The sequence below is a fragment of the Paenibacillus puldeungensis genome, assembly GCF_042678945.1.
GTDB lineage: Bacteria > Bacillota > Bacilli > Paenibacillales > Paenibacillaceae > Fontibacillus > Fontibacillus puldeungensis.
On sequence record NZ_JBHTLM010000012.1, the window covers coordinates 52,662 to 74,230 of the forward strand.

19 protein-coding genes are annotated in these 21,569 nt (G+C 48.2%); 2 read left to right on the forward strand and 17 right to left on the reverse strand.

Annotation, left to right across the window (positions count from 1 at the left end):
* Window positions 1–45: 45 nt before the first annotated feature.
* The 11 genes from ACFQ3W_RS16325 to ACFQ3W_RS16375 all read right to left on the reverse strand — a co-directional run bounded on the left by ACFQ3W_RS16325 (window position 46) and on the right by ACFQ3W_RS16375 (window position 12,895).
* Window positions 46–948, reverse strand: a complete 903-nt coding sequence (locus tag ACFQ3W_RS16325) for a Gfo/Idh/MocA family protein (RefSeq protein WP_379320308.1) — start codon at window positions 946–948, stop codon at window positions 46–48.
* Window positions 949–964: 16 nt separating this feature from the next.
* A complete protein-coding gene (locus ACFQ3W_RS16330) occupies window positions 965–1,843 on the reverse strand; it encodes a sugar phosphate isomerase/epimerase family protein (RefSeq protein WP_379320399.1) in 879 nt (292 codons plus the stop codon).
* 28 nt (window positions 1,844–1,871) lie between these two features.
* A complete protein-coding gene (locus tag ACFQ3W_RS16335) occupies window positions 1,872–2,939 on the reverse strand; it encodes a Gfo/Idh/MocA family protein (RefSeq protein WP_379320309.1) in 1,068 nt (355 codons plus the stop codon).
* A gap of 79 nt (window positions 2,940–3,018) precedes the next feature.
* The gene (locus ACFQ3W_RS16340; protein ID WP_379320310.1) at window positions 3,019–4,362 is read right to left on the reverse strand and encodes a hypothetical protein; all 1,344 of its coding nucleotides are present in this window, start codon (window positions 4,360–4,362) and stop codon (window positions 3,019–3,021) included.
* A 111-nt stretch (window positions 4,363–4,473) separates the two neighbouring features.
* Window positions 4,474–5,547 carry a dihydrodipicolinate synthase family protein gene (locus ACFQ3W_RS16345; RefSeq protein ID WP_379320311.1) on the reverse strand — a complete coding sequence of 358 codons (1,074 nt, stop codon included), beginning with the start codon at window positions 5,545–5,547 and terminating at the stop codon, window positions 4,474–4,476.
* On the reverse strand, window positions 5,547–6,563 hold the full coding sequence (locus ACFQ3W_RS16350) for an NAD-dependent epimerase/dehydratase family protein (RefSeq protein WP_379320312.1): 1,017 nt from the start codon (window positions 6,561–6,563) through the stop codon (window positions 5,547–5,549). Before ACFQ3W_RS16350 ends, ACFQ3W_RS16345 begins: the two co-directional genes overlap by 1 nt.
* Before the next feature lie 240 nt (window positions 6,564–6,803).
* Window positions 6,804–8,756 carry a sucrose-specific PTS transporter subunit IIBC gene (locus tag ACFQ3W_RS16355; RefSeq protein ID WP_379320313.1) on the reverse strand — a complete coding sequence of 651 codons (1,953 nt, stop codon included), beginning with the start codon at window positions 8,754–8,756 and terminating at the stop codon, window positions 6,804–6,806.
* Window positions 8,757–8,762: 6 nt separating this feature from the next.
* Window positions 8,763–9,749 (reverse strand): carbohydrate kinase family protein, encoded by a 987-nt coding sequence (locus ACFQ3W_RS16360; RefSeq protein ID WP_379320400.1) that lies wholly within the window; start codon window positions 9,747–9,749, stop codon window positions 8,763–8,765.
* Between the two features lie 46 nt (window positions 9,750–9,795).
* Complete coding sequence (locus ACFQ3W_RS16365) at window positions 9,796–11,265, reverse strand: glycoside hydrolase family 32 protein (protein ID WP_379320314.1); 1,470 nt, start codon at window positions 11,263–11,265, stop codon at window positions 9,796–9,798.
* Between the two features lie 157 nt (window positions 11,266–11,422).
* The gene (locus tag ACFQ3W_RS16370) at window positions 11,423–12,418 is read right to left on the reverse strand and encodes a LacI family DNA-binding transcriptional regulator (protein WP_379320315.1); all 996 of its coding nucleotides are present in this window, start codon (window positions 12,416–12,418) and stop codon (window positions 11,423–11,425) included.
* A 24-nt stretch (window positions 12,419–12,442) separates the two neighbouring features.
* Window positions 12,443–12,895: a MarR family winged helix-turn-helix transcriptional regulator gene (locus ACFQ3W_RS16375; protein WP_379320316.1), complete on the reverse strand. Its 453-nt coding sequence runs from the start codon at window positions 12,893–12,895 to the stop codon at window positions 12,443–12,445.
* A 126-nt stretch (window positions 12,896–13,021) separates the two neighbouring features.
* Between ACFQ3W_RS16375 and ACFQ3W_RS16380 the strand changes: the two genes are divergently transcribed.
* The gene (locus ACFQ3W_RS16380; RefSeq protein ID WP_379320317.1) at window positions 13,022–13,465 is read left to right on the forward strand and encodes a GNAT family N-acetyltransferase; all 444 of its coding nucleotides are present in this window, start codon (window positions 13,022–13,024) and stop codon (window positions 13,463–13,465) included.
* Window positions 13,466–13,511: 46 nt separating this feature from the next.
* Here ACFQ3W_RS16380 and ACFQ3W_RS16385 read toward each other — a convergent pair whose 3' ends face one another.
* The 6 genes from ACFQ3W_RS16385 to ACFQ3W_RS16410 all read right to left on the reverse strand — a co-directional run bounded on the left by ACFQ3W_RS16385 (window position 13,512) and on the right by ACFQ3W_RS16410 (window position 20,541).
* Entirely contained in the window at window positions 13,512–14,291 is a 780-nt protein-coding gene (locus ACFQ3W_RS16385) for a hypothetical protein (RefSeq protein WP_379320318.1), read from the reverse strand.
* A 25-nt stretch (window positions 14,292–14,316) separates the two neighbouring features.
* On the reverse strand, window positions 14,317–14,754 hold the full coding sequence (locus ACFQ3W_RS16390; protein ID WP_379320319.1) for a GNAT family N-acetyltransferase: 438 nt from the start codon (window positions 14,752–14,754) through the stop codon (window positions 14,317–14,319).
* Entirely contained in the window at window positions 14,751–15,386 is a 636-nt protein-coding gene (locus tag ACFQ3W_RS16395) for an antitoxin VbhA family protein (RefSeq protein ID WP_379320320.1), read from the reverse strand. Before ACFQ3W_RS16395 ends, ACFQ3W_RS16390 begins: the two co-directional genes overlap by 4 nt.
* 170 nt (window positions 15,387–15,556) lie before the next feature.
* Window positions 15,557–16,336 (reverse strand): glutamate racemase, encoded by a 780-nt coding sequence (gene murI, locus ACFQ3W_RS16400; protein ID WP_379320321.1) that lies wholly within the window; start codon window positions 16,334–16,336, stop codon window positions 15,557–15,559.
* A 138-nt stretch (window positions 16,337–16,474) separates the two neighbouring features.
* On the reverse strand, window positions 16,475–16,948 hold the full coding sequence (locus ACFQ3W_RS16405) for a MarR family winged helix-turn-helix transcriptional regulator (protein WP_379320322.1): 474 nt from the start codon (window positions 16,946–16,948) through the stop codon (window positions 16,475–16,477).
* A gap of 116 nt (window positions 16,949–17,064) precedes the next feature.
* Window positions 17,065–20,541: a glycoside hydrolase family 2 TIM barrel-domain containing protein gene (locus tag ACFQ3W_RS16410; RefSeq protein ID WP_379320323.1), complete on the reverse strand. Its 3,477-nt coding sequence runs from the start codon at window positions 20,539–20,541 to the stop codon at window positions 17,065–17,067.
* Window positions 20,542–20,764: 223 nt separating this feature from the next.
* On the opposite strand from ACFQ3W_RS16410, the gene ACFQ3W_RS16415 reads away from it, so the two are divergent.
* Complete coding sequence (locus ACFQ3W_RS16415) at window positions 20,765–21,559, forward strand: Nif3-like dinuclear metal center hexameric protein (RefSeq protein WP_379320324.1); 795 nt, start codon at window positions 20,765–20,767, stop codon at window positions 21,557–21,559.
* Window positions 21,560–21,569 lie beyond the last annotated feature (10 nt).

The following is a 21,569-nucleotide window of genomic DNA, read 5'->3' on the forward strand; positions in this document are numbered from 1 at the left end:
CAGCGGTTTTTGATGTTCATAAATGTACCGGTTAAATAACACAGTCTATAACTTCACCGGCACCCCGCCCCGTGAGGCGCTTTCATTCGCAGCCTCCAGAAATCGAACGATTTCCAGCGTTTCATTGATTGGCACATCAATCTTACCTGTCATAAACATATCCATGATACGTTCCACTAGACCGGCGTAAAAAGGCTTCTTATCCTTTGTCACATCAACCAATCTCGGACCTTGCGTACTGTAGAGCAGTGCGCCGAAGCCTTTCATCCCCTCGCGGGCTCCGCGGATCGTTCCGATCCGCCCATCCTCCCACTCCCCGGTGATGAGATCATGCTGCGGCCAAGAAACAGCCGACACCTGCCGGCACCCCTTCCCCAAGATCCGGTAAAGCATCTCCGCCGTATGGATACCGTACCAGAAGTACCCGGGCTGCCCCTCCAGCATCTCCATCGGGCCGAAGGCTTCGGCACCGGTAAGCCCGGAAGCGAAACTTGGGTCCTCCAAAGCCCCCACCAGTTCCTCCGAATAACGCAAAGCCGAACTGCTCATCAGCTTAATCGAATACCGTTCTGCCATCTCCGCAATACGCATCGCATCCTGGTAGGATACGGCAAGTGGCTTGTCGATAAACACTGGCTTTCCATATGGAGCCAAAACCTCGAACTGTTTCAAATGCACTCTTCCATCCGCAGATTCCAGCAGTATTACATCGGAAGCTTCAGCAACAGCCTCTATCGATTCACATATTCGTACGCCATACTTTCCGGACATTTCGTCCGTAAAACCCTTTACCCTAGCTGCCCCGAAAGGAAAATCAGGCGTACCCCCGGGAAAAGCCGCCACGACCTGTCCGCCAGGCACATAATAGGGCCCGGTGCTATTGTGCAGAAGTTCAGTAAAGGCTACCGAATGGGAGGTATCAAGACCGATCATTCCTATTTTCAGCATGAGCGCCCCCTAGCCTCTACGAACGAAATTGCTGAATAAAAGCGATCGATTTGCGGATATCCTCCTCGGGAGAATCTCCAACCTCTCTTTCGATCGTCAGATAGCCGGTATACCCGATTTCCTGCAGTGCGGCAAAATAACTTTCGAAGTCAACGTCACCTTCGCCTAACGGGAGCTCCCGGAAGTACCCACCGGAGCTTACCATCTCGGCAATCTTTTCATGATCGAGCGGCTCAAAGCCTAGCATTCCATATATAATCCGCGGATCGGCTTCCTGCAGCCGAATACCATCCTTCGCGTGAGTATGCACGATATAATCCTTCAGGATGCGTACGCCTTCCGCCGGATCATCCCCTGTAACCATCACCATATTGGCCGGATCAAAGTTGACGGCTACCCCTTTGCCACCAAGCGTATCCAGAAACGCCTTCAAATGGGCGGCCCGCTCCGGCCCCGTCTCCACGGCAAAATAGCCGTTCATTTCGGAGGCATAACGGCACAGCTCCGAGCATGCCTCCTGCATCGTTACATATATCGGGTCCGCTGGGTCTTCCGGAACGATGCCGATATGCGTCGTCACCACGTTGCAGCCCAGGTCCAAGGCCAAGTCAAGAATACGCTTGGATTTTTCGATTTTTGCTGGATTTTCCCGGGCGTCCTGGAAACCATGACCGCCCAAGTCGCCGCACAACGCCGATATCTCCAGACCTAAGCTTTCAATATAGCTTTTCAGCTCTTTTCGAGCCTCCGCCGACAGATTCGCCGGATCCATTTCTCCGGAAACCGCCCAGATTTGCACACCTTCCGCTCCGACTTCCTTCGCTTTTTTGAGCCCTTCCCGAACCCCAAGCCCGAAGCTGTCCACGATCACGCCAATTTTATTAGTTAATGGCATTAACATGATATTTCCTCCCCCGATTTGTTTAGGAAAAGATAATTTCCCGGCCCTGCTCCCCTGACTCATAAATCGCACACAATATTTTCATGATCTCCACGCCATCCTCGACTGGACTTAACGGTTCTGTACGGCCAAGAATACTGTCTACAAAATGATTGATTTCACGGCTGAATGCAACGCCAGCATCAAAGGAACGGCTGTCAATCTGCGGGGACATGTTTAAAATCGTATCGTACTTTTCGGACACCAACAGCAGCTCCGGCTCGAGCTCGGCACCGCCTTTTTCCCCGTACAGCTTCACGCTCAGCTCATCCGATTTGGCGTGAAGCGTAAAGCTAACGTCTAGCATCAGACTAGCTCCATTCTCAAACCGGATCAAGGCATTAGCGAGATCTTCTACTGTGTTGAGCGACGCATCATAATCGGCTGTTTTATAGAAAGAAAGATGCTGCACATTAGAGCGGTTTCCAAGACGGTGGTACGTATTGGCCGATACCGATTTGACTTTGGGACGCCCCATCAAATACCAGCATATGTCGATAATATGTACGCCAAGATCGATAACCGGCCCGCCGCCGGAGCGCTTCTTGTCAGCGAACCAGCCTCCGGGATTTCCAAACCGCCGCAGGCAGGAAGCTTTAGCGTAGTAGATGTCTCCCAAGTCCCCTGCATCAATAAACTTCTTCAGAATTTGCGTGTTACTGCCATGCCGGCGGACAAAGCCTACCTGCAGCACGCGTCCGCTGGTTCGCACCGCTTCCTCGATGCGCAGCGCCTCCTCCACCGTTTGGCACAGCGGTTTTTCGATGAGCACATGCTTGCCCGCCTCAAGAGCGGCGATACTCACTTCGGCATGCGTATTGTTTAGGGTACAAATGCTAACCGCATCGAGTTCTGAAAGGGCCAGAAGATCCTGGTAATTCGTGAATGCGCGGGTATTCGCGATCCCGTAAGCCTCTGCTTTTGCTTTGGCCCGAGCTTCGTTCAAGTCGCTAACGGCATAGAGCTCCACCTCCGGGTTATCCCGGTATGCTTTCAAATGCAGGTCCGAAATCGAGCCGGCCCCAATGAGGCCAATTTTCAATTTACTCATAGCGCTATCGCTCCTTAAATTAAGAAGGTACTACTCTATACTTATGGGATCGCCCTGACACACAGACTAGTTATGAACACTAACGGACAAGCTCCTGCAAAAAAGTGAACCGATAAATCTGCTTCGGTCTCCCCTTCCCCTTGCCTCTCTCTTCGCCGGTGATTTCCACCATCCCGGCATCGATCCAGTTGAGCAGCAGCCGATGTGTGCTGCGCACGGTAATTCCCAGTACATAAGCGAGATCATGCACGTTGTAATCGACTTTGCCTTTCCGAGCAATCTGGCCGACAATACGGCTCAAATACGCGGCGGTCAGCCCGGCTTCCTCGGCTTGTTTGAGCAGGGAGGCCTCGATGAGAGCCAATCCGGACTCCAGTGGACGGCCCATCTCCAGAGGGCCGATCACGCTTTCGTCCTCCCGGACGATAAAGCAGCTATCTCCGCCAGCTTCTTGTGCTTGCCGAAGCGCAATACGGGCATGGGTGCCGGCATCGTTGGCGCTTCGGCCGAAGCCAATCCCGATGCTAAGAAACAGGCCGAAGGAGGCGTGAGCCGTTTTAGCCAAAGGAATATACTTATATCCTCCGGTCAGTCTCTCAAAGGTCCCTCTAGTCGTGACGAATAGGTACTCTTCACCGCCTAAAGCAGTCAAGTGCCCCTCCAGCGTCTCCACGTACTCCAGCATCATCCGATGTATGTCCAGCTTGAGCCGCTGCACCTCGTGCTCGGATTTACGAACATCGGCCAGCTTCGGAAAACCGTTCACCTGAATAAGTCCAACTACTACCTGTGCTTCCTTGCTTTTACGGGTTTCGGTCGACAGCAGCGCTCTTTCCAAAGCTACAATGACATCCTGCTCCGTAGGCATAATCCACTCGTTCGGCACTCCTCGCCGGTTCAGTTCCTCTGAGACAGAACTCAGCGCGGTTAGCGCGGCCTTAGCCCGGCCGGACCGGAACTGGCTTTCATGAAACCGAACCAATTCCTCCGTGTCTACCTTTGTAGACGGACAGAAAACCATATCAGGCATGGGCTCTCCGAGTTCTCGGAACGTTCCGGTAAAGACATGCTCCGTAAGGGTGTCAATGGATAAAGAGACCAAACCATATGTCCGATTTAACCTATATAACGCGCGGTATAACCCCGAACCGGTCAAAGGCACGAAGTGAGCGGGCTTAGGGATCGACAACTGTTCAATACATAGCCCATAAGAGATTGGCCCCGAAAACAGCAGTACTTCGGCTTCCTTCATGAGCTCCTCCGTCAACTGGACCGCTTCCTCTGGCTTCTGGTAGGTTCCCGCTACGGTTACGAAAGATGGAAAACCTTTAACCGCCCGCTTCATGATCTCAACCATCGGCGTTGGCCCAATCAGGGCAATGCGAATTCCATTCTCTGCAGATGTACGGTAAACGTCAGACATATGAGCCCCCTCCTAAGTTCCTTTCTCCTCTGCGGTGTCACTTCCATTTACTTATGATGATGGAACAGGATGGATTAAAAGACAAGTCTTTATATCGTCTTTATTTCAAAACTATTCCCCCAGCCACCGAGACAAATTTTCAGCAACAAATGCATCGTCGTGCAAATGCGGATACATCCGGTAAACTCTATCGATTTCCTCCATTTGGCCCGGCGACAGCTCCTCCTCAGGATTCAGGCACCAGCGGCCTTCCAATAGCCCTTGTCTTCGCAGCACTTCATGAATTCCCGGGATGCACCCATGAAAATGATGGGCAGGGTCAAAAAATGCGGCATTGCTATCGGTAATTTCCATATTCCGAGTCAACCATTCGGCAGAAATTTCTGGCAGACTCCGAACTGTCTTGATCTCCTCCAGCAGCTCGACCGCTTTACGAGTCCATACGGCCCAATGGCCGAGCAGCCCGCCGACAATTCGCTTTTCTACCGGCTTGCCGTTCACCGGAAATCGGAATACAGTCAACAGATCATTGACGATGTTGTCGTCATTGCCCGTATAAAGAGCGATGTCGTCACACCGCTCGGATTCCATCACCGCTCGCACTACATCTAGCGTTTGATATCGATTAAAAGGGGCCATCTTGATCCCGATCACACCCGGGATTTCCGCAAACGCTCGCCAGAAAGAGTAGCTGAACGTTCTTCCGCCAACGGAGGGCTGAAGGTAAAAACCAAACACCGGAATCACTTCGGAGAGCGCTCGGACTCTTTCCAAGTGCTCCTCCTCCGTAAGCTCCGGCAGCCCTCCCATACTGATAAGCCCCGCATCGTAGCCTAGAGCGGCCGCCGTCTTCGCTTCTTGAAGCGCTTGTTCCAGCGAACCGCAAATCCCGGCAATTAAGAAAAAAGGACGCTGCTCCCGGACCTCGGCCGCCTCCTCCGCTGCCAGCCGAAGCACGGTTTCAAACAACGCGACGGAGGGATCGCGGATTTCAAACTGTGTGGAATGCACTGCAACAGCAATCCCGCCTGCACCGCTACCTGCGTAATAACGCGTCAAAGCTCGCTGCCGACGTTCATCGAGCTTTCTGTCTTCAGTTAACGCAAGGGGATGCGCAGGAATCACTAAACCTTCATGCAGCGCCCTCTTTTTTGCATCCGACAATCGGACAGCTGTATCCGCCATTAATACTTCCCCTCCCGCTCCTGAAAGTGTGTCGGCTTGTTCCAGGTATCACCGCCATTTTCCAGCCAGTCCGCGATCCAATCGATCATTTGCCGCAGGCTGACCTTGGGATAGCCGAACAGTTGGTGGCATCTTCCCGCATTGCTCAGTAACGCCGTCGGTGCCTCGTCCCCAGTAAGGACTGGCTCCGCACCCAGCCTTCTGCCGAATTCCTCGGCTACCCAGCGCAGCGAGATCGTCTCCGGTCCCGTTACGTTGATCACGGTCGGTGGAGTAGCACAAACGGTTAGCGCCCGTAGCGCAATCTCGTTGGCATCTCCCTGCCATATACAGTTGGCGTGTCCCATTGTAAGATCTACCGGTGTCCCCGCTTTTACGGCTTTGGCGATTTCGAGCAGTATGCCGTATCTAAGATCTATCGCGTAGTTGAGGCGGTAGATGGCCATAGGGGTTCCATTTTTTCGTGCAAAATGCTCAAATACCCTCTCACGGCCCAGACAGGATTGCCCGTATTCTCCGATCGGCCCAGGGGAATGGTCCTCCGAGGCTCCTCCCGACCCGACTGGCGTAAGCGGATATACGTTTCCTGTAGAAAAGACGACGATCCGCGAGTCGTGAAACTTTTCCGCCACCCGTCCGGGGAGATACGCATTCATCGCCCAAGTAAAATGCTCGTTGCCAGCGGTGCCGAATTTGTTTCCCGCCATATACAGCACATTGCGCACGTTCGGCAGCTTTTGCAGCTCTTGATCGTCCAAGAGATCCACGGAGATCGTCTCCACCCCCGACGCCTCAAGCTCCTCCTTCAAGGAGCCATTCGAAAACCGCGAAGCTCCGATCACTTTTTTGGAGAGACCCGCTTTTCGAATCGCGTTAACCGCCAGCTTTGCCAGTGTAGGTCCCATTTTCCCGCCTACGCCAAGCAATAGCAGATCTCCATCCAGGCTCGCCAAATCCTGCATCAGTTTCTCGGACGGCTCCGCTAAGATGTTTTCCAATTCCTGAACTGTTCGCATCCATCCACCTTCTTCCTTCAAATTTTTATGATCTAAATCCATCTTAAGGAAGGGGTGGGTTAAAAGACAAATCTTTATATTGTCCATAAATCAGACGCTATACTTAGAAAACCCCAGAAAAAAGCCACAGGTCAACGAACTACGACGCATAGTCAAATACACGGTTCTACCCGCTTAGATAAAACACAAAAAAGACCATATGACTATGGCCTTTTTCGTTCATTATAGTAATTGCAAGGGTTAGCGAACCGCCAGAACAACTTCCTGGTTCGCACGCACTTGTTTACCCGAGTTTACTGTTATTGCCGGAACCTGATCCGCTCCCGAAGGAATAATGACAGGGGTGATTGCCGATAAACCTGCCTGTTTTATTTTGTCGATATCAAATTCGATCAGCAATTGTCCCGCCTTCACCGTGTCACCCGTTTGAACATGCGTAGTGAATCCATTGCCTTTCATCGAAACCGTATCGATGCCGATGTGAATGAGCAGCTGAACACCGCTTTCATTCCCAAGGATAACGGCGTGTTTGCTTTTTTCAATCAAGTGGGCTACCGTACCGTCAAAAGGGGCATAAACCTTACCTTCCGAAGGATCAATTGCGTACCCGTCCCCCATGTGCTTCTCAGCGAATGCAGGATCCGGTACTGCATCAAGGCTCACAATGGTGCCGGAAATCGGCGAAGGAAAGCTAACTACTTGTTGGTCAGCAGGACTTGCTGTGAAAGTTACTGGAGTTGGAGCAGTCACCTTCGCTGGTGTAGTAGCTTGCCCTTCCCCAGTGCTTGCGGACTTCTCCGTTTTTTCAAGCATGCCATCCTTGTAGCCAAACAACCAGGTCAGTACGAATGCGATTGCCATTGCAACCACGTTGCATAAAATGTACAGCGGCAACTGGCTGTTTAAATAGAGCAGCGTACCCGGAATTACGGTTACCGACATGCCGGTCGCTGCCAGCCCGAACAAGGATGCCATGAAACCACCGACAGCACCACCGATCAGACCCATTACAAAAGGCTTCATATAACGCAGGTTGACACCGAAGATTGCCGGCTCCGTAATTCCCAGGAAAGCGGAAAGCGATGACGGCAGGGCTAGCGCCTTGAGCTTCATATTTTTCGTCTTCAAACCAACTGCCAAACATGCGGCCCCTTGGGCAGCCATCGCACAAGTAATAATCGCGTTAAACGGATTGGACCCCAGCTTTTCGAGCAGCTGAATTTCCAGGAAGTTGAAAATGTGATGCACACCGGTTACGACAATGATTTGCTGGAAGAAACCAATCAAAAGTCCGGCGATACCGTAAGGCAAATCCAGGATAAATGTCGTTCCATGCAGCACGACCTCCTCTAAGGAGTGGAAAACCGGTCCAATAACGAATAACCCCAACGTAATCATTACTAACAGCGTAATAAATGGTGTAACGATCAAGTCCAACGCTTCGGGAACCCGTTTTCTTAAATATCTTTCAAATTTCGCGCCGAGAAGCCCTACGAAAAAGGCCGGGAGCACGGAGCCTTGATACCCGACAACCGGAATAAAACCAAACATCGTCAATGCCTGAGCCGAACCATTGGCAACAGCATAAGCGTTTGGAAGCGCTGGATTCACCAGCATCAGGCCAAGCACGATACCGAGAATTGGACTTCCGCCGAATACTCGGAAAGCGGACCACGCTACAAGCGCAGGTAAGAAAGCAAACGCAGTATCTGTTAATACCTGAGTAAAGAGCAAAAAGTTCGGTGAAATATCTTCTGCTGTAGCGCCAAACAAGGCTAGGATTTGCGGCTGTGTAAGGAGGCCGCGCAGTCCCATGAACAGGCCTGTTGCTACCAATACGGGAATAATCGGGACAAATACGTCACCAAACGTGCGAATCGCTCTTTGGAAAGCATTCCCCTCTTTTTTCGCTTCGTTCTTCAGATCATCTTTTGTCGTTCCGGTGAATCCCAGCTTCTCTACTTCTTCATACACCCGATTTACGGTACCGGTTCCAAAAATGATTTGATATTGACCGGAATTAAAGAAAGCGCCTTTTACCTTGTCGATGCTTTCAATCGTGGACTGATTGATCCGGTTTTTATCATGAACCATAATTCGCAGCCTTGTCGCGCAATGCGCGAACGATGCAATATTGTCCTTTCCCCCAACCGCGTCAACAACCTGCCTTGCAATTTCACGATAATCAGACATTTGGTTTCATCCCCTCGTTAAGTTGGTTTTAATTAAATTCTCTATCATTGCTCTACTCGGGAGTGCCGGAATCGCACCCTTTCCCATCGTTGTCATTGCCCCGCTCGCATTGGCAAAACGAAGGATTTCCTGTCCATGCGCATGAATAATGTCGGTTAAGTTGTCTTGAACGGCTCCCTTTTCCAAAAGCTGATACAAAAAACCTCCCACAAAAGCATCCCCAGCACCCGTTGTATCTTGCACATTGACGCTAAAGCCTGATCCAACATATTTCGTATCCGGAGATACATACAATTCAGCGCCATCCTTGCCACGGGTATAGATGACGACTTTCACATCCCCTGTAAATAGAGAGGCAATAGCTTCTTCCATATCCAAAATACCCGTTACAAATTCAAGCTCTTCATCTGAAATTTTTACGATATGCGCAATCGGTAAAAAGGCTTGGATCGTTTCTTTGCACTTCTCGGCGCTATCCCACAGCGGAAGTCTTACATTAGGGTCAAAGCTTACGAGACCGCCTTTGTCTTTCACTGCTTCAATCGCTTTCAAATGTGCCTGCTTCATCGGACTATCCACCAGATCGACGGAGCAAAAATGCAATATATCGTTCGAGGAAAAGATAGCCGGATCGACCTCATTGGGCGACAATAACAAATCCGCTGATGGATTACGGTAAAAGGAAAAATCCCTCTCCCCGTCTTCCCGTAAAGATACGAACGCCAAACCGGTATTGGCCTCTTTTGTTCTTTTCACATGATCTGTATTCACGCCTGCAGCTTCAAGCTGCTCCAGCAAATAATCACCAAAAGAATCTACGCCAAGCTTAGTCAGCATGGAAGCCTTGCCCCCGAATTTTGAAACGGCCGCCGCTACGTTCGCTGGAGCTCCTCCGGCAGCACGTTCAAAAGATACAACATCCTTTAACGGACGCCCTTTCTGCAGCGGGATAAAATCGATCAGCACTTCCCCAATCGCGTATAACTGCCCCACTTTTTTCACCTTCCTATGGTCTTTCGAATTATGCACTTTGTGCGTGTCATATGCTCCAAACCGTGGCTTTGCAAGCTGCGCTCCCACCTTGAGCAAAAAAGCGAATCCCCGTACTATTCATACTAGGGAAGATACGGCTTGTAAATACCTCTTCACCATCATTCACGAAAATCTCAACAGAGGAGCTGTCTACAAACAGCTGGAACTTGATGTTGTCCGCGTCCAAGCTACAGCGCCGCTCCGTTCCATATTCCGTGGCAACGGGTTGCCCCGACTCGGAACGATCGAGGATCACTTCCTTCTCCACCCGGTCGTACAGTAAGACGGTTTTCTCTGTTTCTCCCGTGCGGAACTCAATCCCAAATCGCTCGGCATTTGCGCCGGAAAATTCGCAGATTAGTTCATAGGATGTCCCTGAGAAGCCTTCAAAGGTATTTACTTCATCTTGCAGTGTCGACTCAAACTTAACTTCCTGTTTACGCAGCATTTGCAGCTCCCGAACCGGCTGTTGAATCATTTTGCCTTCGCGAAGCGTGATCTCCCTCGGCAGGGTTAGGCAGTTAGCCCACCCGTTTGAATCCGTCGGATAATTCGTATCCGGGAGCCCCATCCAGGCCACGAGAATCCGTCGTCCGTCAGGCGCTGCTGTAGTCTGCTGTGCATAAAAATCAAAGCCTCGATCCAGCTCTTGAAATGATCCGTGCACAAATGATCGTCTTTCGGTGTCTAGCGGCTTGCCTACGATATAACCGGATTGGTAGATGTTGCGGTAATGATCTCCTTCGGGAGAGATACCCTGAGGTGAAAATAACAACACCCCTTGCTGGTCCATCTCGAAATAATCCGGACATTCCCACATGTAACCGAAATCTCCTAGCGAAGTGGCTATTTCACCTTCAAAGTCCCAAGCTTCCAAATCGGAAGAGCTGTACAACACCGCACAGCCGGTTTCATTCGCTCGCTGAGCGCCGATAACGCAGAAGTACTTGCCGCCTGAGAACCAAATCTTCGGATCTCGATAATGCTCGGTATACCCTTTTGGAACCGCTTTAATAACTGGGCGACTTCGCTTCTTGATTTTTCCGGTTGAATCCATGACCGCTAGGTTTTGAAAAGGATGTCTCTCCCCTTGCTCATCACGGGTGTTGCCGGTGTACATCAAATACAGCTTGTCATCCTTGACAATTCCGCTGCCCGAATAAGCGCCATGGGAATCCTGTGGATCTCCGGGCTCGATCCCGACCCCGACATCTTCCCAGTGTACCAAATCGCTTGATTTCATGTGGTACCAATACTTCATACCATGAAACGTTCCTAAAGGAAACCATTGATAAAACAAGTGGTATTCTCCCTGGTAAAACGTAAATCCGTTTGGATCGTTGAGCAATCCTGCAGAAGCCTGAATGTGATATGACTGCCTCCAGGGGCATCCTTTGGCCTTCTCTTGGAGCTGCTCGAACTCCCCAGGCTGGGCTTGTTCCAGCTTTCTGTACTTAAGTTCGTCTGAAATATTCATTGTTTTTTCTCCATCTATCCAATGTCAAAGGGATAAAACAAGTTCTAATTTCCTTGCAAAAAGGAACCGGTTCCATTTGAGTGATAAAATATGTTCCATAATTCTTACACACTTTAAGGTGATGTTCAGGAATTATGGAACCGGTTTCTTTTTTGGATTATAAACTGGGATTTGGCCGTTTGTCAACACTTCCACGCTCAAGAAGCTCGTAACTCATCTTGGTAATTTTATCTATATGCTCCTCACGAACGAGCCTGATCATATGATGCGCTGCAACCTTCCCCGCCTCTTTGTAGAAAAATCGGATCGTCGTTAAGGTTGGGTGAATGATCTCAGTGACATCATAACCTCCGAAGCCGGTGACAGACAGAGTCGAAGGAATGGCGATATTTTTCAGGTAAGCAGCTTTCATGACTCCCAGCGCAATATTGTCGGTCGCACAAACGATAATGCTTGGCGTAAATTCGTCCAGGATTCGAGCAGCGGCATTTACCGCATCCGTCATTTTGAAGCTGGTTTCATAATAGCGAACTTGACATGGTGTATTCTCCAAGCTCTTTTTGAAGCCTGCTTTTCTTTGCACGCCAACGGCAATATCCTCTTCTGTGACACCCAGATAGGCGATTTGACGGTGCCCTTGCTCGTATACATGACGCCCCATCGTCATACCTGCGTTGTAATCATCGTGAATCAGGCTGTAGAGATTAGGATGCTGCTGTCCAACGAGTAGAATAGGAATTTTCGTATCCTCAGCAGCCTTGAGATGAGCGTCGCTTATTTTTGCGGCCAGTAAAATGATTCCAGATACTTTCTGCCTTGCAAAATCGTAGATCGCCTCAATTTCGCGTTTCATATCCTGGCTCGTGTTCGAGATCAGCATCTGGAAATTGGCATTTCTTAATTCATCATCAATCCCCATCAGCGTTTGGGAGGTGGCGAAGGAATCCAGCCGTGGCACTACGGTCCCGATAATATTCGTCTTTCTCGCTTTTAAGCTTTGGGCAAACGTATTCGGAACGTAATGGTATTCCTTGATGACTTGTTCGATTTTTTGCCGCGTCGCTTTACTTACCGATCCTCCGTTTAAAAACCGTGATACAGTACTTTTGGCAACACCGGCTAACTCGGCGATATCCGCGATTGTTTTATTCATTCATAGCTTCTCCTTCAGTCCCAATTAGTATTTACGTTTTTTTCCTTTCTTTACTAATTCCCAATCGGCTTCGACATTTTTTCTGACCCTGTACAGCAGTTGACACAGCGTGTCCGTTTCCTCATCCGATAGTCCGGAAAGCGCAACCTTGTTAGAGTGCTCCCCCTCCCTTTTCAGAAAAGGATACACATCAAGTCCCTTAGGCGTAGGAAATAGTAGCTTAATTTTTTTGTTGGCGGTATCGCTTCTCTTTTCGATAAAACCTTGGAGCTCCAGCTTTTGAATCGCTCTAGCTGCGGTCGTACGGTCCACCTTGATCATCTCCGCAAGCTTCTCTTGAATAATCCCCGGTTGCTCGCAAATCCGAACCAAGTATAGATACTGTCCTTTTGTCAAATCAATCTCCTTAAACTCAATGTTGCTAATGGAATCCAGCGCTCTTGCGATCATGCCGATTTCTCGCAAAATCTCCTTCATGAAGCTAGCTCCTTTATGAATTATGTTGTATTTACAATAATATATGATCAATTTATAATCGTACAAGTAGATAACAAAATTATGACGGATCTACTTCAATAAATCCAGAAAAAGGACGGACTTTCCATGGAAACTTTTCTTATCACGAACGAGGACGACTTACACAGAGCATTTGCCATCAGAAAAGAAATATTTGTCAAGGAACAAGGTGTTCCCTTATCGGATGAGTTTGACGAATTTGACCATCTGGAAGCAAATTGCAAGCACATTCTAGTCCTTCACCAAGGTCAGGCTGTCGGAACCGGCCGAATCAGAACCGTGGGGGACACAGGGAAATTGGAGCGAATTTGTGTGCTTGAGGCATATCGCAAATATGGGATCGGGCGCTTCATTATCGATAAACTTGAGTCCATCGCCCGAAGCGAAGGGCTTCGCAAAGTGAAGCTGCATGGACAAACCCAGGCGGAGGGATTTTATCATAAGCTGAATTATGTCACTTCATCCGAAATTTTTATGGAGGACGGAATCCCTCATGTACTGTTAACTAAACGGCTATCCGAGGAAAAATAAGGAATAAAAACAAACCAGCCAGAATTTTTCTGGCTGGTTTGTTTTCCTAAAATTTATTAAGGTCGAATTTACTCAATTTCACTAGCTTCCTCTTGCCCCGGTTCTCTTTTGTAACTTTGACTTTACCTTTGTCATCGGTTCTTCTTTGGATATAGTCGCCGGTCAGGAGATTGTAGTCATTTTCGTCTGCATTCTCCATGGTTGCATTGCCGGTGAAATACGTTCCCGTAGTTAATCCGATTAAATACCAGTCCTTATTTTGATATCTGAATCTGTACTTGTTGTACCAGCGCCAGTTGCTGCCACCGTAGTCACTGAGGACGACCGAACCTCGATCAATGACTAGGCTATCAAAGGGATCTCCCCATACCCCGCCTTCATCGGCTTTCAGCACTACATTTTTAGCGATAATGGAGAGGGTTAATGTTTTATCTTTATTACCAAAAGCTATCAGTAAATCACGCGGGGGAGCTTCATCCCCTTTTTTATTTTTTTCGATGATCGTTGCGATATCTTTAATGCCATCTTTGTTTAAGTCTCCCTCAGCTTTGATTGGCTTCCTATCAGTGTCCTCTAATATATGCCAACCTGCTGGAATTAACGAGGTCAATTGTTTTGCGCGCTTCGGTGTAACCTTCGTCTTTGCTGAAGTCACTATGTGTTTATTGGTCCCAGTTTGTGTAGTGGCTGCTGAAGCTGTTGTTGTACTATAGTCACTAACGCCCGTAACGTAAACCAATAGTGCGATTGCAAGGCAAAGAGTTTTACGTTTCATGTTCACACCTTCTTCAATATTATTGATGACTAAAGTGGCATAAATATCCACGTTCAACCACTCTGATATTCGTAAATCACGATAATTGCTTAAAAAATCCTTTCTTTTTGTCCTTGTAGCCTAGGGATTCATAGAAACGATGTGCCTCCTCCCGTTCATGACTAGAAGCAAGAAGAATGAAATTGCAATGGTGCTGAATCGCAAAGTTTTCAAGCTCTGTCATCAATTTTTTGCCAATTCCAAGTTTTTGACATTTCGATGATACCACGACATTCTCGATCAGTAAAAACGGAGCGCAATTTCCAACAAGGTCGACGCAAACGATCCCCATGGCCGTTCCGACAACCTTATTATCCAAGCAGGCTACCGCAACATAATAATTCGGCTGAGTGTCAACAAACAGTAATTGTTTTTTTAATGCACCAATATCACTTTGTTCCCCAACCAATTCCACAAATAATTCGGACAATCCTGACGCATCTTCGTGTGTAGCCTTTCTAATCAACAACTTCAAACACGCCCCCTCCAATTTGTGCAAAGCTCCTTCAGCTCAATAGACGTTTGATCGATAAAGTGTTGGACTTTTTCAATAGGAAAATAAATTGGTGTAATGTTTGGCTCATTTTGCCCATCACGGAGCCAGCTTATTTTTTCATTCCTGTATTGTTCTACTTCCTGCCTAGTAACAAAAGGATCTATAGAAAATCCCTTGGCTATCTTTAGGCTCGTCAAAATTCCCTCAGTATTTTCCATTGATTTCATGAGTAAAAACTCTAATTGACTCACTTCTACTGTGTATGTATTTCTAATATGCTCCTGATCACCTTCATAAGCTCTCTCAAAATCAGCATAAATGGTATCCGTCCACCGTAAATCGGCATAGATATGCGAGAAATAGCCTAAAACAAAGTCCTTCCATTTCATATCCGGCCACATCGAGAAATAATCTTTACAATTGTGCAAGATCACATCCTTTTGCGGCAATTTACCGTTACTTACAAGATGAGTTGTTCCCTTCTCTTCTCTAGATATTTCTCCCCGTACATGAATAGCATCCGGGCCAATACTGCCTATTAAAAAATCAGGTGATGGTTCACCTTCAAAAAGGTTAGACGCTATAGCGAAATGTACCATTGGCCAAGGCAACTAATTCCCCCACTTTCAAAGTATTTAATTAATACACACAAAATGGCTGACATCCGAATAAATTCCACAAATGTTATATTTTGAAAATAAAGTGCGAACCCTTTTTAGGAACATCACAGAAAAGATGGCAGCCTTGGACATAAACTCTTCGGTCCTTGGCTGCCGCTACGTTACTGTAAATGATCCAACATGACCAAAAGCTCTTGGTAATTAGCCAACAATTTCGAATCTTCTACTTTCATACCGGATTGATAATACACAATATCTCCACTGCCTTCGCTTAATTGGCTTCGAGCTGCAAGAATTCGCCTTAAGTTTTTCGCTGTTCCTGTACTTCCGGAAATCATGTCCACGCCTTCGGGAAACAGCTTCTTCAAGTGATTTGTAAAATACGGAAAATGAGTACATCCCAAAACCACGGTTCCATATTCGTTCAAATCAAAAGAGGACAACTGCTCTCTTAAATACGGAAGCACTTTTTCATCATGAAACTCAAATTTCTCCGCAAATTCAACAAGTCCTGGAAGCGCCAGGTTGTCAACTATATCTTGGTGGTCAACACTTTTCACTAGTTTATGGTACTTTTCTTCCTTGAGCGTTAAATTTGTTGCTAATACAAGCACTTTTTTACGCTTGCCTTCCCATTTTTGAACGGCTGGCTTAACCGCGGGCTCGATTCCTAAAATCGGAAAGCCATACTTGCGCCGAAGATCTTCTATGGCGATACTGGTCGCCGTGTTGCAGGCTATGACAATAGCCTTTACGCCCTGCTTGGCGATAAAGTCAACAGCATCAAAAATATAGCCCCGTACCTCATCCTTTGTCTTCTCACCATAGGGGACGTGAGCGGTATCCGCATAAAAGACGTAATCCTCCTTCGGCAGAACGCGTAATGCTTGATGGAGTACGGTAATTCCACCAATACCGGAATCAAAAAATCCAATTGTCACGAATTTCACTCTTCTCATTAATGATGTCTGCTCTATTTTACCACATGTCGGATTCATATTACTCGGGCTAGTATACCGACACAAAAAGAACTGCCGGAATCGCACAACATGCGCTCCTGACAGCTCCTCTTTCTTCATTCATACACTTAAAAACTCGATCAATTTATTAAGCCCTTTTTCAAAAGACCTGAACTCTTTCTCGCTTAACTCATCGCGAATCCACTCTTCAAAGGGTTTGACATAAAACTGCTCATAAGCGTAATAGGCGGATTGCCCTTTGTCCGTTAACGTTACATTCACCTTTCTGGAGCCTCGCATGAGCTGAGCTCGCTTCACTAATCCCTTATTTTCCATACGCTCGACGAGCTGGGTTATGGCTCCATTGGTAACGCCAAGGCGGTCAGCCAACTGCCCCATGATAATCCCGTCCCCAGTTCCGATCGTACGGATGGTGTGAATTTCACTAGGGGTAAAAGAACCCACCTTTCCGAGACTTCTCGGTTGCCGCTCTTGGCGTCTGATTTGATGAACCAAATGCGTAAACAACATGCTTGTTTTTGTCCACGTCGGGCCCTTTTCCACCAGCAGACCTTCACTGTTTGTGCTCACCATGATCAGCCCCTATTCCATATTTAATAACCTACACATTGGTTCCATTGTAAAGTTCGTTTGTGAGGAAACCATGTTGAAAATATTCGTAATTTATGGAATGGTGGGACACCACTGCTTTAAGCCTCTAAGAACCTAAACCAGCCAAAATCAAACCGGCTGCCCGGCAAAAACAGGAAGGTCACTTGCTGGTGACCCGTGATTTTGTCTAGTTCAAACACCTGCTCTATGTAGCCATCGACCTGCGCAAACTCAACCATTTGACTGCTCTCCCCCTCGCCGCTTGCGAAACGGATTTGAATTATGTTTTTATCCAGTGGAGTTCTACCATAAATGATGATTTTCGAAGCGCCCCCATCTCCAAAATCCATCTGCCCAAACTCCAACGAAACGTTATTGCCGATATCTTCTATCCACTTATCCTTGATGGTAAAAGAATCTCCATAGATGCGGTCACAGTCCGCTGCGTTGTTTAGCTCAAACGCTCTATTCGGGGACTCGAAAGAAAAACCTTTGATATGGACCTTCTGGTGAAACACGAAGCAAAGCGAGGTCACGCCTCGCAGCTTTTTGGACAATCGATAAGTTTCCTCCTGATACACGTTCCATTTGGCCTCTTTCTGGTAAATCACGTCGGCAAGGGGCAAACTGCCTGCTTCATCGGGCATGCCTTCCCAAATTTGCAACGTATACGCCTCACTAGACAGAGCAAAGATTGGGATGGTGAGCGTATCCGAGCCGTGCGGACCGAAGTCGATATCTCGGAACCCAACCTGCGTTTCTCCGTCCCTGCTTGTCGAGACCCCTTTTTCATTCCCGTTTCCTACTTCACCAACACTGTATTCGTAAAGCCCTGCGGAAATGAAACGATAAGGATCTTTGAAAACGGAGCCGATACCCGAAGCTCTGAATTCAAGCTGTGAGATGAGCTTCGTCTTATCCGTACCGTTCGTGCTCGTACAACGAATCCTAAATTCTCCGTCGCCTAAGGCTGTAACTATCGCCAGGTGCCCATCCGGTTCGACCTTGGCCAAATTGGATTCGATTCCCATCTCGTTGACTACGGCCCAGTCAATCTCCGAATATGAGGTTTCTGACGGGTGCAAAACCGTTCGCACAGCAATTTGCTTCTTTTCAGGGCCAAACTGATGCCCATCTTCGCTGATCAGTTCAATTTTTCGCAAAGGAAGCTCTTCAGCGTTCCCTATCACACTTAGTAGGTCCTCATTATTCATCGCTGCACTTACACCTTGGATAGCCGTCATGTCAGGAACCTCAATCACTTTGAAATGCATGGTTTGACTTTCCATACCTAAAGAGGACACGTCAAGGCGAATATCCCCAGGCTCTAGCGTTGCCCCGATGATCGCCATTAGCTTCCCGCCAAACAGTCTTCGGCTGCGTCCCTTATAAGGATCGTAGTCTGTGCTATCCCCGTTATCCAGTCCAAGCAGACGTCCCGCTCCAGTCACCTGAACATGCATGCGGTTGTTGGCATTTTCGACAGTACAGCCATTTTCATCCTCCACTCCGATTTCGACAAAAACAAGGTCCATCCCGTTAGCCGTGAGCTCCCCTTTATCCGCCCGCAAACGTATCGCCTTGGCATCTCCAAAGGATGACCGAACGTCCGTCGCAATGATTCGGCCCGCTTCGTCATAGGCGATAGCTTGCAGTTCCCCTGCGGTGTAAGGAATTTTCCACCATCCAACAAGCTGGTCACCCTGCTTATGGTCAATGTCTTCCGCCCCGATCGTTTTCCCATCCAGTCGCAGCTCCACTCTCGGCGCGTTCGAGCAAACTCGCACATCAATCATTTGACCGTCGTTAAAATCCCAATAAGGAAATAGATGTACCATCGGGTTCTTCCTGTAGTCGGTCCAAGCCGCTTGGTATATATAATACGAATCCTTAGGGAAGGTGGCAGTATCGATCTGCCCGAAATAAGAGTTCTTTGTATGGTACGGCGTCGGCTCCCCAATATAGTCGAATCCGGTCCAGATAAACTGGCCCAGTGAGTAAGGCGCATCCCGATCGGAGATAATGCAGGCTTCCGCTGACTTGGCTCCCCAGCTCGTTGTGCTATTGCCAAGCGAGGAGCACTGCTCGTCGTCGTCAGCCAAGATCGACTTTTCAAACGGGAAGTGGTAAATTCCCCTGCTTTGCACTACTGAAGCCGTCTCACTGCCGTAGATGATCCAATCCGGATGCTCCTTATGATGCCGCTCATATAAGGCTTCCGCATAGTTGTAACCCGCTACCTTAACGATATCGGCGCATTTTTGGGCATTCTCCCACGGCATGTAATTCGAGCCGATCGTCACCCTGGCGTTTTGCTTCGGATCATATTTCATTACCTCTTCCATGAGCATCTTCGTTACGCTCTGCCCCCGCTCATCAGCGTGGGTATCGTAGATTTCGTTGCCGATGCTCCACAGAAGAAGACTCGGATGATTGCGATCTCGCTTGATCCAGCTCTTCACATCCTTCCGGTACCAATCCGTGAAAAATCTCGCATAATCATGAGGTGTTTTCGCGCGTTCCCACATATCAAAAGCTTCCGACACGACCAGCAAGCCCATCTCGTCCGCAAGCTCCATCAGCTCTTTCGCAGGCATATTGTGAGCCGTACGGATCGCATTGGCTCCCATTTCCTTGAGTAGCTTAAACCTTCTCGCTAAAGCAGTTCTGTTAAACGCCGCGCCAAACGCCCCTAAATCATGATGCTCGCACACCCCGTTCAGCTTCAGTTTCCGGCCATTTAGCAGCAGTCCTTGATTCGGATCGAGCTGAATGGTTCGGAATCCGATGTTTTGGGACAGTACCTCTACAGCTTCCCCGGAATGCTGCCCCTCCTGACCCGGCTCCGCCAGGTGCAACTCTGTGATAAGCTGATACAAATTAGGCTCATCCGGGCTCCATAAGGCAGGATTGATTACTATCAAAGCCTGCCGATTTACTGCACCACCATCGCTTCCTACAGTCACTTTTTCGGATCTCACTTTTTCGGAAACGGTTGCGATCTGCCTTCCTTCTTTTACAACGGAGTGCGCTAGGTAAGCATCGCAGACAAGGTTCAGTTCGGTGTCAATTTCCACCCGCCAGTGGTCTTCTTCCTGCTTGGTTGTCACGTAAATGCCATCCGCAACAATATAATTAGGACCTCTTGATTTGAGCCATACATTTCGATAAATCCCGGCCCCTGAATACCACCTGCTGTTCGGGCTTTGATGCACCACTTTGACAACGATTTCATTTTCACCCGGAGTAAGAGCCTGCGTAATATCATGCTCGAAGGAGGAATAGCCATACTTCCATTCGCCCACCAATTTTCCGTTAACATACACGGATGAATCCATATAAACACCATCAAAGTAAAGTAAAAATTGCTGAAGCGTCCCCTCATTCTCCCTCGTTAACCAAGTCCATACCTTTCTGTACCAGCCAATGCTGTTTTCATAGAGGTCCAGCGTATTATAAATTAGCCAATCATGCGGCAGGTCAACTGGTTTAAAGTCGAGGCCAGCGGAATTGCTGATTTCCAAACTGGTTTTCGCAAACGTCCAACCATCATTAAACAAGGTCTTCTTATTCATGGAGTGGCACCCACCTTCTTCATAGCATTATTGACTTCTCGCCTGGAACCGCAACAAATATCAACTCTCTCTTCACATTATCATGAGGGACCGCTCATTAGGCATAGCCTATTAAGAGGTTCTAAGCTTTTCTAAGCAAGTCCTTTAGCTTCTCCCCCTTATCTACTTTCAAACCTGTGTAAAAATATATGCAGGAACTTCCGTTTCAGAAAGGAAACTGGTGATGAAAATAACGGTTCGGGATGTGGTCGGTAGTTTACTGATATCTGATAAGCCCTTGATCGATAGCGTTGATCAACTGCTAATAGGTTGCTACGACGAGGAAGTCAGAGGGATTGCTACTACGTTTGCGGCTACTTGTGAGGTAATTGAGAAAGCAAGCAATTTAGGCGTAAATCTATTGATTTCGCATGAGGGGATCTACTACAGTCATCAAAATAACCCGGAATGGTTGGCCGCCGATCCAGTGTGCAGCCGCAAACGCCAGATCATCGAACAAACTGGTATCGCAATATACCGCGATCATGACCACTGCCATCGGCAAACCCCGGACATTATCATGGCCGGTTTGCTTGAAGCTCTTGATTGGGAGAACGCGGTCGCGGAAATGCTGTCTACGTCGGCGATTGTTCAAGTTGCACCCATAAAGCTGCAGCAATTGGCAGCCTACATCAAAACCAAGCTTGGTCTTCACTATGTGCGCGTTACAGGACAGCTTTCAGATTGTTGCAGCCACATTGGCATATTAGTAGGTTATCGAGGTGGAGGGTCCCTTGCTATACCTCTTCTGCGGGACAAAGGAGTCGATGTCATTATTGCGGGGGAGGGACCAGAGTGGGAAACACCGGAATATGTCAGAGATGCCGTGCATCAAGGCGGTCATCAGGCTTTAATCACGCTCGGTCATGCCGAAAGCGAGCAGCCTGGGATGCAGTATCTTGCCAAACAACTACAGAAGCAATATCCTCAGATTCCGGTGCATTTTTTACCCGTGGATCCCCTTTTTCATGTGCTATAGATGATGGTTA

What these genes read in the sequence shown, in the direction of transcription:
- ACFQ3W_RS16345 (WP_379320311.1), bottom strand. Translation starts at nt 5,547, where the DNA reads ATGGCGGATACAGCTGTCCGATTGTCGGATGCAAAAAAGAGGGCGCTG.
- ACFQ3W_RS16350 (WP_379320312.1), bottom strand. Translation starts at nt 6,563, where the DNA reads ATGCGAACAGTTCAGGAATTGGAAAACATCTTAGCGGAGCCGTCCGAG.
- ACFQ3W_RS16375 (WP_379320316.1), bottom strand. Translation starts at nt 12,895, where the DNA reads ATGAAGGAGATTTTGCGAGAAATCGGCATGATCGCAAGAGCGCTGGAT.
- ACFQ3W_RS16370 (WP_379320315.1), bottom strand. Translation starts at nt 12,418, where the DNA reads ATGAATAAAACAATCGCGGATATCGCCGAGTTAGCCGGTGTTGCCAAA.
- ACFQ3W_RS16365 (WP_379320314.1), bottom strand. Translation starts at nt 11,265, where the DNA reads ATGAATATTTCAGACGAACTTAAGTACAGAAAGCTGGAACAAGCCCAG.
- ACFQ3W_RS16340 (WP_379320310.1), bottom strand. Translation starts at nt 4,362, where the DNA reads ATGTCTGACGTTTACCGTACATCTGCAGAGAATGGAATTCGCATTGCC.
- ACFQ3W_RS16405 (WP_379320322.1), bottom strand. Translation starts at nt 16,948, where the DNA reads ATGGTGAGCACAAACAGTGAAGGTCTGCTGGTGGAAAAGGGCCCGACG.
- ACFQ3W_RS16410 (WP_379320323.1), bottom strand. Translation starts at nt 20,541, where the DNA reads ATGAATAAGAAGACCTTGTTTAATGATGGTTGGACGTTTGCGAAAACC.
- ACFQ3W_RS16335 (WP_379320309.1), bottom strand. Translation starts at nt 2,939, where the DNA reads ATGAGTAAATTGAAAATTGGCCTCATTGGGGCCGGCTCGATTTCGGAC.
- ACFQ3W_RS16325 (WP_379320308.1), bottom strand. Translation starts at nt 948, where the DNA reads ATGCTGAAAATAGGAATGATCGGTCTTGATACCTCCCATTCGGTAGCC.
- ACFQ3W_RS16415 (WP_379320324.1), top strand. Translation starts at nt 20,765, where the DNA reads ATGAAAATAACGGTTCGGGATGTGGTCGGTAGTTTACTGATATCTGAT.
- ACFQ3W_RS16355 (WP_379320313.1), bottom strand. Translation starts at nt 8,756, where the DNA reads ATGTCTGATTATCGTGAAATTGCAAGGCAGGTTGTTGACGCGGTTGGG.
- ACFQ3W_RS16330 (WP_379320399.1), bottom strand. Translation starts at nt 1,843, where the DNA reads ATGCCATTAACTAATAAAATTGGCGTGATCGTGGACAGCTTCGGGCTT.
- ACFQ3W_RS16380 (WP_379320317.1), top strand. Translation starts at nt 13,022, where the DNA reads ATGGAAACTTTTCTTATCACGAACGAGGACGACTTACACAGAGCATTT.